15 protein-coding genes are annotated in these 15435 nt (G+C 44.9%); 5 read left to right on the top strand and 10 right to left on the bottom strand.

Translation table 11 applies throughout. The features are described from left to right. Positions 1 to 552: 552 nt before the first annotated feature. On the top strand, positions 553 to 801 hold the full coding sequence (locus BS19_RS20055) for a YkgJ family cysteine cluster protein (RefSeq protein ID WP_084186063.1): 249 nt from the start codon (positions 553 to 555) through the stop codon (positions 799 to 801). 95 nt (positions 802 to 896) lie between these two features. On the opposite strand, the gene recR is transcribed toward BS19_RS20055, so the two are convergent. The 7 genes from recR to BS19_RS17125 form a co-directional block, all read right to left on the bottom strand. Further along, positions 897 to 1496, bottom strand: a complete 600-nt coding sequence (recR, locus tag BS19_RS17100; RefSeq protein WP_038176980.1) for a recombination mediator RecR — start codon at positions 1494 to 1496, stop codon at positions 897 to 899. A gap of 14 nt (positions 1497 to 1510) precedes the next feature. Continuing rightward, a complete protein-coding gene (locus BS19_RS17105; protein ID WP_038176981.1) occupies positions 1511 to 1840 on the bottom strand; it encodes a YbaB/EbfC family nucleoid-associated protein in 330 nt (109 codons plus the stop codon). 78 nt (positions 1841 to 1918) lie between these two features. Next, positions 1919 to 4015, bottom strand: a complete 2097-nt coding sequence (dnaX, locus tag BS19_RS17110) for a DNA polymerase III subunit gamma/tau (protein WP_038176982.1) — start codon at positions 4013 to 4015, stop codon at positions 1919 to 1921. Positions 4016 to 4044: 29 nt separating this feature from the next. Continuing rightward, positions 4045 to 4590 carry an adenine phosphoribosyltransferase gene (gene apt / locus BS19_RS17115; protein WP_038176983.1) on the bottom strand — a complete coding sequence of 182 codons (546 nt, stop codon included), beginning with the start codon at positions 4588 to 4590 and terminating at the stop codon, positions 4045 to 4047. Between the two features lie 176 nt (positions 4591 to 4766). Continuing rightward, positions 4767 to 5159 (bottom strand): YbaN family protein, encoded by a 393-nt coding sequence (locus BS19_RS17120; protein WP_038176984.1) that lies wholly within the window; start codon positions 5157 to 5159, stop codon positions 4767 to 4769. A 23-nt stretch (positions 5160 to 5182) separates the two neighbouring features. After that, positions 5183 to 5314: a hypothetical protein gene (locus BS19_RS20705; RefSeq protein WP_157631207.1), complete on the bottom strand. Its 132-nt coding sequence runs from the start codon at positions 5312 to 5314 to the stop codon at positions 5183 to 5185. Positions 5315 to 5471: 157 nt separating this feature from the next. After that, positions 5472 to 6572, bottom strand: coding sequence for a response regulator (locus BS19_RS17125; protein ID WP_038176986.1), 1101 nt, complete (start codon positions 6570 to 6572; stop codon positions 5472 to 5474). 239 nt (positions 6573 to 6811) lie between these two features. Here BS19_RS17125 and BS19_RS17130 point away from each other — a divergent pair, with 239 nt between their 5' ends. Beyond that, positions 6812 to 7687, top strand: coding sequence for a LysR family transcriptional regulator (locus BS19_RS17130; protein WP_038176988.1), 876 nt, complete (start codon positions 6812 to 6814; stop codon positions 7685 to 7687). Positions 7688 to 7724: 37 nt separating this feature from the next. On the opposite strand, the gene BS19_RS17135 is transcribed toward BS19_RS17130, so the two are convergent. From BS19_RS17135 to fadI, 3 genes are all read right to left on the bottom strand, one after another. Continuing rightward, a complete protein-coding gene (locus BS19_RS17135; RefSeq protein ID WP_038176990.1) occupies positions 7725 to 8273 on the bottom strand; it encodes an NAD(P)H nitroreductase in 549 nt (182 codons plus the stop codon). Positions 8274 to 8373: 100 nt separating this feature from the next. Further along, positions 8374 to 10497: a fatty acid oxidation complex subunit alpha FadJ gene (fadJ, locus tag BS19_RS17140; RefSeq protein ID WP_038176993.1), complete on the bottom strand. Its 2124-nt coding sequence runs from the start codon at positions 10495 to 10497 to the stop codon at positions 8374 to 8376. Beyond that, a complete protein-coding gene (gene fadI / locus BS19_RS17145) occupies positions 10497 to 11804 on the bottom strand; it encodes an acetyl-CoA C-acyltransferase FadI (protein WP_038176994.1) in 1308 nt (435 codons plus the stop codon). Before fadI ends, fadJ begins: the two co-directional genes overlap by 1 nt. Before the next feature lie 682 nt (positions 11805 to 12486). Between fadI and BS19_RS17155 the strand changes: the two genes are divergently transcribed. From BS19_RS17155 to BS19_RS17165, 3 genes are all read left to right on the top strand, one after another. Continuing rightward, positions 12487 to 12993, top strand: a complete 507-nt coding sequence (locus BS19_RS17155; RefSeq protein WP_245609306.1) for a sigma-70 family RNA polymerase sigma factor — start codon at positions 12487 to 12489, stop codon at positions 12991 to 12993. Further along, complete coding sequence (locus BS19_RS17160; RefSeq protein ID WP_038176998.1) at positions 12986 to 13720, top strand: DUF3379 domain-containing protein; 735 nt, start codon at positions 12986 to 12988, stop codon at positions 13718 to 13720. The genes BS19_RS17155 and BS19_RS17160 overlap by 8 nt, the downstream gene beginning before the upstream one ends. A gap of 266 nt (positions 13721 to 13986) precedes the next feature. Next, positions 13987 to 15300: an outer membrane protein transport protein gene (locus BS19_RS17165; protein ID WP_038176999.1), complete on the top strand. Its 1314-nt coding sequence runs from the start codon at positions 13987 to 13989 to the stop codon at positions 15298 to 15300. Positions 15301 to 15435: the final 135 nt, after the last annotated feature.

The following is a 15435-nucleotide window of genomic DNA, read 5'->3' on the forward strand; positions in this document are numbered from 1 at the left end:
CCAACATTAATACGGCTAATTATTAATACGAAAGCGATTATTTGTGGTATATCCTTAAGCAATAACCTGTATATATCAAGCAATTTTTTACCACACGATGGGCAATAAGTTGCCAAAAAAATAAATCAGCCAGCTAAATTAGATTAATATAAATTAGATAAATCAAATTCACAAAATTATCACTATTTAATTAATCATGAATTTGCAAACTATCAATAAGCCACCTTAAAAACAATACTATTAATAAGGCGGTGTAATTTCGTTACACTGATTCAGTGAAATTTACTACGAACGCTGTTTACAGTACGGTGTTATTAGTCAACCCTTTATAAGAATATAATGATAGTTCAATAAATAGCTTTAATGCACTCCCATTTTTCGGCTAATAATTTACTGAATTAATCGGATTGTTTAAGTACATTTACCTCAATAAAATACTCATCCGACATCTAATTTTGAGGTGTTTTTACATAGCAATCAGACATAACCCAAGTGACACAGATCACACTCAGTGATAATATTTGGTCTATTATTGTTTGAGGATATAAAAAGATGGACTGTCGTTTAGGTTGTGGGGCTTGCTGTATTGCTCCAAGTATCTCTTCTGCTATACCGGGAATGCCGGATGGCAAACCGGCCGGAGTGAGATGTGTTCAGCTTAACGAGGACAACTTGTGTAAGCTGTTTGGTAAAGCAGAAAGACCGAAGGTTTGTCACCAGTTTAAACCGTGCATCGAGCTTTGCGGAACTTCGAACCAACAAGCTTTGGCCAATATTATTGAGTTAGAGAGCCTCACCTAAAACGAGTGGCAAGCCAATGCATGTCAGCTACTCATTGTAAATTAATAAAAAAAAGCGATGCTCAGTGGCATCGCTTTTTACTCTGTATTGAGGCGCTATAGCTTTAACCTGCCCAGCAGTGAGTGAGACAGTGTAGTGCCGTCAACCAATTCCAGCTCGCCCCCTACCGGAACGCCATGAGCAATACGACTCGCTTGCACCTGATGTGCACGGCATAGTTCAGCGATGTAGTGAGCGGTCGCTTCACCTTCTACGGTCGGGTTTGTCGCAAGGATGACTTCGTTAACATCACCTCGGCGTAACCGATAGTCTAATACATCAAGACCGATATCACTGGGGCCAATACCATCTAGGGGTGACAGGTGGCCCATCAACACAAAATAGCGACCAGAAAACTGGCCCGTTGCTTCTACTGCTGCAATATCTGCAGGGCTTTCAACGACACAAATCTGGCCATTTTCTTGCCGTTTCGGGTTGGTACAGATGTGGCAAGTCTCTTCTTCTGTAAAAGTACGACACTCATTACAATGACCAATTTCTGTCATCGCTTGACTCAGAGCATCCGCCAGTTGAAGGCCGCCTTTTCTATCACGCTGTAACAAATGAAAGGCCATACGCTGCGCCGACTTGGGGCCAACCCCAGGTAGACAACGTAAGGCCTCCATCAATTGCTCCAGCATATGACTGGTGCGCATTATTTTTTACTCGATTAGAATGGCATTTTCATGCCTGGCGGAAGTTGCATACCACCAGTCACACCAGCCATTTTCTCTTTTTGTGTTTCTTCAACACGGCGAGCAGCATCATTGAACGCCGCAGCGATCAAATCTTCAAGCATTTCTTTGTCATCTTCCATCAAGCTCTCATCGATCTCAACGCGACGAACGCTATGGCTACCAGTAATGGTTATTTTCACTAGTCCAGCGCCTGACTCGCCAGTGATTTCCATATTTGCGATTTCTTCTTGAAGCTTTTGCATGCGATCTTGCATTTGCTGGGCTTGCTTCATCAAGTTACCCATACCGCCTTTACCAAACATGTTTATCTCTCTGGTTATTTTATTTAGCTTGTTTTGTTATTAGATGGGGCCAAATCACTTAAGTTCAACCCCAGTAAATTAAATCGGTCGTACGCTGTCTTTGTCGAGTTGAGCACTAAAGCGTCGCTCGATAAACTGTACATTTTGATCGTTATCCAAACTGTTAAATGCCTGTTGAAGTCGACCTTGATAAAGTCTGTCTCGTAATTCCAGCGGGGTTTCACCGCTTTCTCCCACTTCAACACTCAAGTGACACTCTTCACCCAGCACACGATTAAGTTCTTCAAGAAGTTCACTTTGTGCCTTGTCGGTATCTAAGTGTGCTTGAGACGATCTCAATGTCAGCGCAATAGATGCACCGTTTTTTTGATAGCTAGAGTTCAGCGCAAGTTGCTCGGTGAGTTTTGCCGTATTAAGTTGGCTGATCAATTTAGCCCACTCATCTAAGGCTAAGCTCTCATCGACCAACTTCTGTGCCATTTCAGGGGTCTTTTCATGTTCCAATGCTTTTTTTAGTAGCGTTGGCGTCAGCTGTGACACTGGCTTTTGTTTTGGAGGCTGTGTCGGCTTCCACTGATAAGGTTCATCCTTAGCTGACTCAGAGACTTGAGCAGATTGCGTGGAAGACGGTGACGACACCTGCCCTGAACCGGCGTGCTTTTTCGCAACGCGCTCAAGAACAGACTCTGTTTTTTTTGCAGATGCCGTATTAGCCTTTTTTGGCGAATTACTCTGTCCTGGGGTCAACCCTTTACGTTGAGAACGTAATTGGTGTCGCAGGCCACTTATTGGCGATGAAGAACGCGGCTCCTCAGGTTGTACTGATGGTGGAGCTTGAGGCGCCATCTGATTGGGTGGCTGTGACTCATTAGTCGCAGGCATAGCATAATCAGGATCATCATATTGAGGTGGCCCAGACATATAGTCCGGAACAGGTGGAGCCTGGTCATTGTTAACAAATGGCGCCGACTGAGGGACTGGAGGCGTGTCAACTCGGGCAACTGTTTGAGCCTGTGGCGCTGACGCTACAGGCGCACTTGGCGCAGATATCGCAGGGGCTGCCTGAGTGGAAATCATCGCCGCTTGCGGCTGAACGGGTCTAAACGCCATCATGCGCAAAATAACCATCTCTAAACCAATTCGTTCAGAAGGTGCCAAAGGTAAATCTTGACGTCCTTTCAATACGATTTGGTAATAGAGCTGAACATCTTGTGGCGTTAATGCTCGACTGAGTAATTCAATTTTTTCGGCATCTGGCTGAGTCATATCAAGCGTGGCAGGCAATGCGTGGTACATAGCAAGACGATGCAGTTGAGTAGCTAACTGTTGTAGTAAACCATCCCACTCAACCCCATTTTGTGCCAATGAAGAGAGACAATCCATAGCAACTTGGGGTTGCTTTGAACTGATCGCTTCGAGTAAATGTATTGCTTGATCGGTATCGAGTGTTCCCAACATATGGGTAACACTGTCAGTCATCACCTTCCCGTTACCCAATGCAATCGCTTGATCAGTCAAACTTAATGCGTCACGCATACTGCCATCAGCGGCATGGGCAATCATACCAAGGGCGCGCGTCTCTGCTTCGACCTGTTCTTTTTGTAATGTTTGCTTAAGCTGTTCATGAATCGTATCAACACTGATCGGTTTAAGATGAAACTGTAAACAACGAGACAAAATCGTCATTGGTAACTTTTGCGGATCCGTCGTCGCAAGAAGAAACTTCACATACTCCGGTGGCTCTTCAAGCGTTTTCAACAGTGCATTAAAACTGTGACGCGAGAGCATGTGCACTTCATCGATCAGGTAAACCTTAAATCGGCCACGCGCTGGTTTGTACTGCACGTTGTCGAGTAATTCACGAGTATCTTCAACTTTGGTACGCGATGCTGCATCTATCTCTAGCAGATCAACGAAGCGACCTTGATCGATTTCCTGGCAAGTATCACAGACACCACAAGGGGTAGCAGTAATCCCCGTTTCACAATTTAGCCCTTTCGCAAATAATCGACCAATGGTCGTTTTACCCACACCACGCGTACCACTAAATAAATAAGCATGATGAAGACGATTTTGAGCCAATGCATTTTCTAATGCAGTTAAAACGTGGGCTTGACCGACGACTTGATCAAATTTAGTCGGTCGCCACTTTCGCGCTAAAGCAAGATAACTCATGAAACTGTACCCATATATAGCCTAGCCGATTAGTGACCTTCAAATTCACAGATGCTATAGACGTTGAGGCCAAGGCCTTCAAGACGTTTATCACCACCAATTTCAGGAAGGTTAATCACAAATGCAGCGTGTTCCACCACACCACCGAGTTGTCGAATTAGCTTAGTTGTGGCTTCAATCGTGCCGCCTGTCGCTAGTAAGTCATCAACAACCAACACTTTGTCGCCTTCACGGATTGCATCGACGTGAATTTCTAGTGTATCTGTACCGTACTCTAACTCGTAAGATTGAGCGATGGTTTTACGTGGCAGTTTGCCTGGTTTACGTACTGGGACAAAACCGACACCGAGCTCTAGCGCAAGCGGTGCACCAAAAAGAAAACCACGCGCTTCGGTACCAACAATTTTAGTAAACCCCATCTCTTTATAGCGGTCTACGAGCAGTTGAATGGTGGCCTGATAAGCCTGGGCATCTTCCATCAAGCTAGTCACATCACGAAACAGAATGCCTGGTTTTGGGTAATCGGCAATGCTTTGGATGCTAGATTTGATTTGCGCAATAGTTTCAGTTGTCATAACTCTTTACTTAGATTGGCTAATTTATCCATCGATTTGGTCAACAAATGACTGGAGGCGTTAGCACAGTTCTCAGCACAACCTAACCTAGGGTTTCACCAGAAACAGCGACCAAGGTTTATTGTGCCTAAAAAAACAAACGCCCACTATAAAAGCAGGCACACTTCTCAGCAATCTTAGTGATTTTCTTCGCTATCGGCAAGGTACTCAATCACAGGCAAACGAATAAACCAACTGAGCAGAACCACAAGCATGGCCACTAGACCAATCTTTAGCCAGAAATGGGGAACAATCCAAATCGAAAATGAAAAACTTAACACCATACACACCGCACCGCGTGCTTTTACTTTGCGTGATATGGCGCGGTGTTGATGCCAATGTGTGATGATAGGCCCGAAGGTATTGTGTTGATGAAGCCAACGGTGAAAAACAGGGCTGCTGCGCATAAAGCATGCACTGGCTAATAAGATAAAGGGTGTAGTTGGTAAGAGAGGAAGAAAAATACCAATGACGCCTAACACTAGGCTGAGCATGCCAACAAAACTCAGAGCAATTCTACGAATGATGATGGCATACTCCTATCGCATGAGTATTAGAAACCCGAATATCCATTCATTACGCGGATCCAAGTCAGCGTCGCTGGAAGCGTCGGGATCAGTAATACCGCGATAAATCCAAGAAAGTAGAAAATATTATAAGGTTCTTTAAAGTCTTTGTCTGCCATGAGCTTGCTTCTCTAATATAAAGGTGACGAAACGTATGCCCAATTGATTAATCAGATGTTAATAGGTTGGGCTTTTTTTGTTTGTCGCGACTATACCTTAATCACTCGGTGAAAAACACCGGGTGATTATAGGGTTATTAAAGTGCTCATAAAACGTTTAGGCATTTGCTGCACGTCGAATATCGAGGCAAAAACTGCTCGAACCAAGACAACTAAGTGTCAATTGACAAGCCGAGTGAATTGGCAAATCTGTAGTGATAAAGTTCTTCATACAGTTGTCACCAAGAAACACTCCTGCAGGGATGTGCTGAGAAAAGTAACCATTGGCCCATTGCGCATCAAGACCAGCAGGCAGCAGTTCTAACGTGCCTTCAGACAAGTCTGCGACACCAAAAAGTGCCTTGACTGGCGTACTACAATCAGAACACTTGATGCCTCTTTCAAGTAGAGTGGCAAGATCTTTCAAGTCGGCATTAAAAGACTTGAGGTTACGCAAATAGTCATGGAATAACGCTCTGACCAGCAAGGTCGTTGCCGCACCGTGCTTTTCTTCGCTCGCAGAGTCGACCAGATAAAAAACAAACTGTCCGTTTATCAACCATGCGTAGTCAAAAACCAAGGGCATGACGTCCGTTGACTGCAACAGACGGTAGCTGCACTTCCAATCACCTTGGGTGGTATCTTTATCAGGCAATAGCGCATGCAATAAGTCTGTTGCAGCGCTTGGATTATCATCTAAGTACTCTAAGTGCCAATGCAACTCTTGTTCTTCTGGCACATCACCACTATCGATACGAAACCATTGACTAGAAAAATCCCGCTGGTCACTGAGGTGGTTATCAGAGTCATCTAACGTGTTCTCAATAGCACAAGCCAAGTGTTGATGATTGCTAATGGGCTTAGCGAGAAAGTCTTTGATGCCATATCTGAGTGCTCTGGCCACATCGGCTATCTCATCAGTCGCAGACACAACAATAAGCGGCAGCGAGGGGTACTCTAAGCTGACTTCTTCGACGAACTCGATACCATCAAGAATGGGCATCGAAAGATCGCACAAAACCAGATCGGGTTCATTGGTCCTTAATTTCTGTAAGCCATCTAATCCATCGTGAGCTTCGACGACTTGATAGCCTTGTGCCAATAGAAAACCCGACGTTATGCGACGAAAAACCGGGTCATCATCTACCAACATAATCATTTTTTGACCCGCATTAGCGAGTGTCGTCGTGTTAGTCGCAACGTCAATTGTTTTATGCATACATCTTCGCCTCACACCTAAAAAGAACGACTGCTTATATTATTATTGTTATTTGTAGTTAAATCGCTCTTTAAAAGTAGCCCCGAAAGCTAATTTATACAAATCTTCCACTTTTGTTCTAGGTTGCATACTATATGTATGGAATATCAAATTTCGCCAAAGTTGTTGATGTGACTCAAGCTTTGACATTTGATATAGATATAAATTAATCAAATTGGTAAAAGTGTGTGTCGAACGCAATGAAATTAGATGATCTCAACCTGTTTAGATTGGTGGTAGAAAATGGGAGTTATACCGCAACTTCCCGTAAAACCATGATTCCTGTCGCTACTATCACGCGACGTATTCAAGCTTTGGAGGAGTCGCTCAATCTACGACTGCTCAATCGTCATGCGCGTAAACTGTCTTTAACAGAAGCTGGCGAACGTTTTTATAGCGAGTGTTCTCCACTACTCGACCGCCTCACCTCTGCCGCAGAAGAGATTACCGACGAATGTCGTGGGGCTGCGGGCAAAATTCGCATTAACTCGCCATCGAACTTAACCAAACGCATGATGATGCCGATGTTTAACGCTTTCATGTGCCAATATCCCGATATTAACATCGAGCTGACCACCAGCAACCACGCCGATCAACTCGATCCCACCGAATGGGATGTTATTTTCCGAGTCGGGCCACAACGCGACTCAAGTTTAATTGCACGTAAGATTAGCTCGGTGGTAGACATTCTGGTCGCAAGCCCAGACTATTTGAACAACAAACCAGCGCTAAGACACGCCGAAGAGCTACACCAACACTCATTACTCAAAGGCGCACCACTGCTTAAATGGCAACTGTCGAATAATAGTGGTGAAACCGTCATTAATAATGACAAAGGACGCTTTCAATCTAATACACTCAATGTGGTAAGGAGCGCCTGTTCTGACGGTTTAGGGATTACTTTGATGCCAGATGTGATGATAAAAGAGTACATCGACGATGGTAGCCTAATCCAAGTACTTGAAGACTGGATCGCCAACCCTCGTGATATCTATATGCTCTACAATCACAAAGATCACCTCCCCGAGAAGGTACGTCTTTTTATCGACTTTGTTATCGCATACAACCTTCACTAAAAAAAAGAGCTTGGCAGTTAGCCAAGCTCTTTTTCCGTTATAGGTATTCAACAAATTGGCTTAAATCTCTTTCAGGTACTTTCATTGGAGTACAACCCGGCGTCCCCAAATACAAAAAGCCAACAATTTGGTCTTCGCCTTGCAGGTTAAACGCTTGATGGACTTGCGGGTGGAACATCCACTTTCCTGAGCGCCAAAACGCCTGAAAACCTTGAGCAACTGCGGCCATTTGCATCGCTTGGACAGCGCAACCCGCCGATAAATGTTGCTCAAACGCTGGCACTTTGTCATGTTCAGTCACCTTGGCAATCACGGTGATCACCATTGGTGCGCGAAATGGGGCATTTTTGACCTTTTCTATCAGGCTCACATCACTGCTTTCAGACTCTGCAGCTGTCACTAGAATTTTCGATAGCTTATTCAGCCCTTCACCTTGTGCAATTGAAAAGCGCCATGGTGTGAGTCCGGCATGATCAGGAGCGCGTAAACCAGCGCGAATGATGTTTTCTAGTGCTTTACCTTCTGGCGCTGGCTCAGACAATTTTGCAATTGAGCGACGGTTGAGCAAGAGATCGAGAGCATCCATTTGGTATCCTTTTGAACGTATTGTTGTTATTTCTTCTTGATAATAACTCTCATCAACAAAAAAGGCGAACCGATTGGCTCGCCTTTGTCTTTAAATGTGATTATGAATAAAAGCGTGCATCAACCCCAGCTCGAGTTAACAAGCCATCACAAGGGGCAAAACGATCACCGTACTTCTGTGCATGCTCGTTCATGATCTCAACAAGTTTCTTGATGCCTATCTGATCCATATACCGGAACGGACCACCTAAGAACGGCGGGAAACCAATACCGAATATAGCACCGATGTCGCCATCACGTGGGCTACGGATAATGCCTTCATCAAGACAGCGAACCGCTTCATTGAGCATTGGTAATACGCAGCGCATAGCGATCTCTTTCTCTGCCATCTTTGACTCAGGCTTCAAGCCTAGCAGTTTGTAAACCGACTTATCGACATCTTTCTTCTTGCCTTTATAACTATAAAAGCCTTTGCCGCTCTTACGTCCTTTACGACCATCATTAAGCAGCTTGTCGAATACATCTGGCCCTTGGAATCGTTCACCAAGCTCTGCAACCAAGATAGGCATAATTTTAGCACCAATATCAACGCCCACTTCGTCGAGTAGCGTTATCGGTCCAACAGGGAAACCGAAGTTGAGCAGCGCAGTATCGAGTTGCTCAATGGGCTCACCAGTCATCAACACTTGAGCGGCTTCATTCATATAAGGCGCCAGAATGCGGTTAACATAAAAACCTGCACAATCTTTGACCACAATCGGCGTTTTGCCTTGCTTACGCGCAAACTCAACCACGGTTGAAATGGTTTCATCAGAGGTACCTTGATGAGGAATGACTTCGACCAATGGCATCTTTTCTACAGGGCTGAAGTAGTGTAAACCGACCACATTTTCAGGACGCTGTGCTTTCTCAGCAATCTGATGAATTGGCAGTGACGACGTATTAGTCGCAAAAATGGTCTCGGGCTTGGCGTTTTGCTCAACATCGGCCACCATCTGCTGTTTAAGCGCTAAATCTTCAAATACCGCTTCAATCACCATATCGGTATGATTAAACGTCGTAAAATCAGTCCCTCCCGATAATTGCATCATCTTATTTTGCAACTGCACTTTTGAGATAATGCGGCGTTTTCTTTGTTTCTCAAACAACTTGAAGTTGTACTTGAGCGCGTTTAAAACACCGTCATTGGACACATCTTTAATGCGTACCGGTACTTTGGCTTTGGCTACGCTGACATGGCTTATCCCTGCCCCCATTAAACCACCACCGAGTACGGCCGCACGCGCAATGGTTCTTGGCTCGGCGTCACTGCCGTTGTCTTTCTTCATTTCAGTAGTAGCAAAGAAAATTGATCGCAGCGCTTTTGATTCTGGCGTCATAACTAGCTCACCGAAACGCTCTGCTTCTTTCTGCAGACCTTTCTCGAACCCTTTTTCAAGACCAAAACGAATAACATCTAAAATCGCGTCTGCCGCTGGGTAATTACCTCGCGTTTTTTGACGCGTTTTCTTCGCCGCTTGCTCAAAAATCACTTTGCGTCCGAGCCCAGTGTTAGCCATCAACTTCTCTTTGGTTGAGGCTTTAGGCTTGGCTTTGTTGCTATGTGCATTTTTCTCGACAAAGCTTTTCGCAACATCAAGTAGCACAGTCTGAGGAACAACGGCATCCGCCACGCCCAGTTTTTTGGCTTTCTTCGCACGCAATTGTTTACCGGTCAGAATCATATCTAGCGATGGCAATAAACCAATCAGGCGAGGTAAACGCTGAGTCCCACCCGAGCCTGGCAGCAAACCAAGCTGAACTTCTGGCAGACCAAGACGCGTGTTGTCGGAGTCGGTACATACTCGGAAATCACAGGCCAACGCTAACTCTAAGCCGCCGCCTAAACACGGGCCATGAATTGCTGCAACCACCGGGTAAGGCAAGTCTGCCAGCTTCTGGAACATTTGCTGGCCTTTTTCTGCCAATGCTTGCGCTTCTTTAGCACTGGTACACGCATCAAGCATGCGAACATCTGCACCAGCAATAAAGTTGTCAGGCTTTAACGAATGAACGATCAACCCTTTAAGCGCAGATTTTTGCTCTGCTAACTGAGCAAAAATAGCTTCCATTTCATCGGCAAATGCCGCTTGCAAAGTGTTCATTTTCTCGCCAGGCACATCAATAGACAGCCAAGCAATCTGTTGTTCATCAATCGATAATTTAAATGCTGTTTGCTCGCTCATTACTCAACCTCCAATACCATTGCTGCACCTAGACCACCTGCTGCACATGCGGTATTTAATCCCAAACCGCCGCCTCTGCGCTTAAGCTCTCTTAAGGTCTGGGTGATCATACGTGCGCCAGTGGCTGCAAATGGGTGACCATAAGCAATCGAACCCCCTAGCACGTTAAATTTATCCATGTCGATTTCACCAATTGCTTTCGAACGACCCAGTTTTTCTTGAGCAAACTTATCGCTAGCAAACATTTTTACATTCGACAGAGCCTGCGCCGCAAACGCCTCATGCATGTCAATAAGCGTCAGATCAGACAGGGTAATGCCTGCTCTATCAAGTGCCATTGGAGTTGCATAAGAAGGCCCCATCAACATATCGCTTTCAACGCCGATCGCCGAAAAAGCGTATGAGCGGATATAGCCCATAATTTCAAGACCAAGCTCTTTTGCCTTACCTTCACGCATTAACATGATCGCGGCAGCACCATCAGTCAGTGGCGTACTGTTGGCCGCGGTGACACTACCGTATTGGCGATCAAACGCTGGACGCAACTTGGCGTAACCCTCAATGGTAGAATCTTCACGTACGTTATTGTCTTTCGCTATCCACTTTTTATAAGGTTCAGGGAAAGCGGTCATCACCTCCCCTTCAATCTTACCTTGGCTCCACGCTTGGGCCGCTAAGGTGTGAGAGCGATGGGCCAACTCATCTTGGGCTTGGCGAGTAATGCCATGGGACTTCGCCATTTGCTCGGCGGTTTGCCCCATTGATAAACCAGTTGAATACTCAGCGACAGCGGGTGGAACCGGCATTAAGTCTTTTAATGACAGCGTTTTTAAAATACTGAGTTTTTGGCCGATAGTTTTGGTCTTACTGAGCGCCAAAAGGTTTGCAGCAAGCTTTTTCGTCACCCCAATCGGTAACACAGAAGAAGAGTCTGCACCGCCAGCGATTCCGATATCGATGGTGCCCGACATAATGCTTTCAGCAACATTGACCGCAGATTGAAAACTGGTCGCACAAGCACGAGTGACACTGTACGCATCGGTGTGAATGTGCATACCGGTACCTAAAACAATTTCTCGTGCAATGTTTGGCGCTTCTGGCATTTGCACCACCTGACCAAAAACCACTTGCTCGATCAATTTCGGGTCAATGTCTGTGCGAGCAAGCATGTCACTCACCACCATTTTGCCAAGGTCCACGGCTGGCACTTGGCTGAATTCTGTACTTTGACGCGCAAACGGTGTACGCAAACCAGCGACAATCGCGATGCGTTCTCCTGAGCGAGTTTTCACTTCCTGCTTGCCCATTGTTGCTCCTTAATATTTAGAGGTCTGACCACGCCATTGTAACGAGAATGTTAATTCAATCAAACGCTCGTTTGAATAAACGTGACTTATGGCAGATTACCATTACTCGCAATCCCCTCGCGACTTATCGAGAAGGAAAATAACAACAAAAGCGTCGAATTTTTCGGTGGATGCTTACTAGTTTTCGGTGGGTACTGACTAGCTTACTAATAGAGGGGGCAAAAAAAAACCACACAAAACTGTGTGGTCGGAATATATAAAGCAATTAACTAACGCCAATTGAAATAATCAGTTTCCTGATTAGGAGAAAGTAAAGTCAGCCTTCAAAAGGAAGTGTCATCTTGCTCAACTCGCCAGTGAAAACACTGACTAGATGACAGGTGTTACTATAACCGTTAGAGTTTGTTAGATTTTGAAGTAGATCAATTTTAAGTGGATTTGTGCGTTGCGACTGATGATTAAATTGTGCGGCGCTTTTTTCAAGCACTGAAAGCTTGAACCTAATGTCATTTAGCGCAGTCAAACTTAGGTGGTACGCATCCTACTAGGACGCACTGTAAATGGTAACTAAGATAAATAAAAAATATTCAATCAATAGAAGTGACGGATCCATGAGGGAAGCCAAGTGTCTATTATAAATTTTTTTGGAAAGAAAAAGTCCCCCGACCCGGTCAACTCGGATATGGACAGACAAAGAAAATACGAAGCGCTTGTAAGAGCCTATCATAGAGACTTGTTCCGCTACGCTTATTGGCTATGTAAAGACCAAAGCGTTGCTGAAGATCTGGTGCAAGAGACCTGCCTTAGGGCATGGAAATCTCTCGATAGTTTGCAAGATGAAAAGGCCGCCAAATCTTGGCTAATTACGATTTTGCGTCGCGAGAATGCGAGACGCTTTGAACGTAAGCAGTTCGATTTGGTAGATATTGACGATCACGGCAATGATGCCAAGGTCTCCGACGACCCACATCATCAAACCGAATGGATTCAAGCCCAGATCATGAAATTAGAACAAGAGTATCGCGAACCGCTGTTTCTTCAAGTGGTCGGCGGCTTTAGTGGTGAAGAGATCGGCGCGATCTTGGATCTCAATAAAAATACTGTGATGACTCGCTTATTCAGAGCCAGGAATCAACTCAAAGAGATGTTAGATACAGATAGCCAACAGAGAGGGCAGCAAAATGGATGAGTTAGAATTCCGTCGACGCATTATGTCCGATCCAAAATGTCGCGACCAACACATCACCGCGGCCATTAAAGCCAACGACAAAAACAGTCAGTTTGCAGACGAAATTTGCGAACTCGACAAAAAAATTGCCAAAGCGATGACGGTAGATGTTCCTGACGATTTAGCTGATCGAATTTTGTTTAACCAAACCTCGTCAATAAAAGACGATGATAAGGTGGTAAGACCAAATTTTGCGCGCAAAGCGATGGCGATGGCAGCATCGGTTGCTTTTGTCGCGGGTCTATTAGTTGGTCAACTCAACTGGGGCAATGTCGTTATCGCCCCCGCACAAGCCAGCTTGGTTAACACTGCGATTAAACATGTGATCGATGAGCAGCCTTTTGTCGATAAACTCGATGAACAAGTGCCCTCTTCGCAGATAAACGCCAAGATGGTTCCGTTCGAACATCAGCTAGCAGAAAATTTTCCTTATCACGTTTATTACTTGAACCATTGTGGCTTTGGCCAATCGAATGCCTTACATATGGTATTCCAAGGTGAAAAAGGCAAAGTCACCTTGTTTCTCACTGGTATCGCAACAGATAAAACGGTCGACTTTAATGAGCAGGGAATGTCAGGGGTGGTGGAACCGATGGGCAACAACAGTCTGATCTTGGTCGGTGAAGAGGGCGAAAATGTCGCTATCATCGCTCAAAACCTATCAACGATCATCAAAGCCTCAAATTAACAAATCAGTAACATTTTGTGATCGAGGTCATGGCTTGGAAACTCTATCCAAGCCATTTTTTTAGCATAAAATTAGAGTCAACACTCTAAAAAGACCATTTTTGCAACACTTTCCTGCCAGATAGCCATCATTTCCATAATTTTACCCTCCAAGTTGGCAATGGTCGGATTTCTATATTCTATACTTGGGTCTAGTATCAGCCACCACTGAGCTTTTGCTCAAATAATATCGCCCATCAGAGGCGAAAGAAGAAGGAAAAAGCAAAAATGAACAAGACGCGTCTGTTTAAAAAAACACTTTTAGCAGTAACCATTACATCCGCTACACTCGCTTCGCAGCACGCTCTCGCTGCAGGCTTCCAACTTAACGCTCAATCTGCAACTGGTATTGGCCGCGCATTTGCTGGCGATGCGGTTATCGCGGATAACGCCGCGGTTATGTCTCGTAACCCAGCGGCAATGGCTCTTTTCGATAAGATGGAGCTATCTTTAGGTTTCGAAAGCATTACTTCAATGATTGAAGTTAAAGATGCAACTTACAGTAAGACTTTCCTAGATGCGACGGGAAGCCCTGTAGCACCCTCTACAACTCAGTCTGCAAACGTAGATGACGCTGGTGATACCTCTATTGCGCCAAATATTCACTTAATCGTTCCAGTAAATGAGAAGTTCGCATGGGGTGTCAACGCCTACTCTAACTTCGGTACTAAAACTGAGTTCGATGATAATTATGTAGCGTCAGAATTCGGTGGTCTTACCGATGTTAAGAGCTTTAATCTAGGCCTAGCTGGTTCATACCGTATCAACGAACAATGGAGCATTGGCGCGGGACTTGACCTAGTCTACGGTCAGGGTACATTTAAGCGCGCAGTACCTGGCACAAACAGTGCTGCTTACTTGTTGAACGTAGACAAAGCTGATGGTTGGGCAGTAGGCTTCAACCTTGGTTCTGTCTATGAGCTAGATGAAAATAATCGATTTGGTTTGGCTTATCGTTACAGCCCTGAGTTTGAAGCTGAAGACGATGCAGGTCAGAAAGTAACCCTACCGCTACCGGATATGGCAGAGTTTTCAGGCTTCCATAAAATCGAAGACACAAAGTTTGCTGTTCACTACAGTGTTCAATGGATTGGTTGGGGTAACTTCGATAAGATCGATTTCGACAATTTAGATGCAACTAAGTCTGGTTTGGCTGCTAACGGTCCTTTATATCAAAAAGATTATAAGTGGCAAGATGGTTGGCGCTACGCAATTGGTGGTACTTATTACCTAAATAACGATTGGACTGTGCGTGCTGGTTATATGTATGACACTAGCGCACAAGATAGTCTGACATCGATCTCTGTACCTGATTCAGATCGCCAATGGTTATCAGCTGGTTTTACTTACCATATTGACAGTGCATCGAACATAGACTTTGGCTTTACTTATTTAATGGGTGATGACACCCAAGTAAATGAGTCAGTAACTCTACCTACTGGCCTATCTGCTCCAAACCCTGTTTACCAAAATACCGCTGTATCAGGAACTACACACGCAGATGCTATCCTAATGGGTCTGCAGTACAGCCGCAGCTTCTAAGCTCAGCGAACAAACTAACGATTAAAAGGTCAGCCTCTGCTGACCTTTTTGCTTTCTAAATCTCTGCCTTACCAACACATTTAACAAAGCCATCACTCAATTCGAGCTTACAACTGTACTCGCAACGGTTTATAT

The sequence above is a fragment of the Vibrio pacinii DSM 19139 genome, assembly GCF_000711795.1.
Lineage (GTDB): Bacteria > Pseudomonadota > Gammaproteobacteria > Enterobacterales > Vibrionaceae > Vibrio > Vibrio pacinii.

Bases quoted from the DNA above. Each gene is read 5' to 3' on its own strand.
- BS19_RS20055 (WP_084186063.1), top strand. From the start codon at position 553: ATGGACTGTCGTTTAGGTTGTGGGGCTTGCTGTATTGCTCCAAGTATC.
- recR (WP_038176980.1), bottom strand. From the start codon at position 1,496: ATGCGCACCAGTCATATGCTGGAGCAATTGATGGAGGCCTTACGTTGT.
- BS19_RS17105 (WP_038176981.1), bottom strand. From the start codon at position 1,840: ATGTTTGGTAAAGGCGGTATGGGTAACTTGATGAAGCAAGCCCAGCAA.
- dnaX (WP_038176982.1), bottom strand. From the start codon at position 4,015: ATGAGTTATCTTGCTTTAGCGCGAAAGTGGCGACCGACTAAATTTGAT.
- apt (WP_038176983.1), bottom strand. From the start codon at position 4,590: ATGACAACTGAAACTATTGCGCAAATCAAATCTAGCATCCAAAGCATT.
- BS19_RS20705 (WP_157631207.1), bottom strand. From the start codon at position 5,314: ATGGCAGACAAAGACTTTAAAGAACCTTATAATATTTTCTACTTTCTT.
- BS19_RS17125 (WP_038176986.1), bottom strand. From the start codon at position 6,572: ATGCATAAAACAATTGACGTTGCGACTAACACGACGACACTCGCTAAT.
- BS19_RS17130 (WP_038176988.1), top strand. From the start codon at position 6,812: ATGAAATTAGATGATCTCAACCTGTTTAGATTGGTGGTAGAAAATGGG.
- BS19_RS17135 (WP_038176990.1), bottom strand. From the start codon at position 8,273: ATGGATGCTCTCGATCTCTTGCTCAACCGTCGCTCAATTGCAAAATTG.
- fadJ (WP_038176993.1), bottom strand. From the start codon at position 10,497: ATGAGCGAGCAAACAGCATTTAAATTATCGATTGATGAACAACAGATT.
- fadI (WP_038176994.1), bottom strand. From the start codon at position 11,804: ATGGGCAAGCAGGAAGTGAAAACTCGCTCAGGAGAACGCATCGCGATT.
- BS19_RS17155 (WP_245609306.1), top strand. From the start codon at position 12,487: ATGGACAGACAAAGAAAATACGAAGCGCTTGTAAGAGCCTATCATAGA.
- BS19_RS17160 (WP_038176998.1), top strand. From the start codon at position 12,986: ATGGATGAGTTAGAATTCCGTCGACGCATTATGTCCGATCCAAAATGT.
- BS19_RS17165 (WP_038176999.1), top strand. From the start codon at position 13,987: ATGAACAAGACGCGTCTGTTTAAAAAAACACTTTTAGCAGTAACCATT.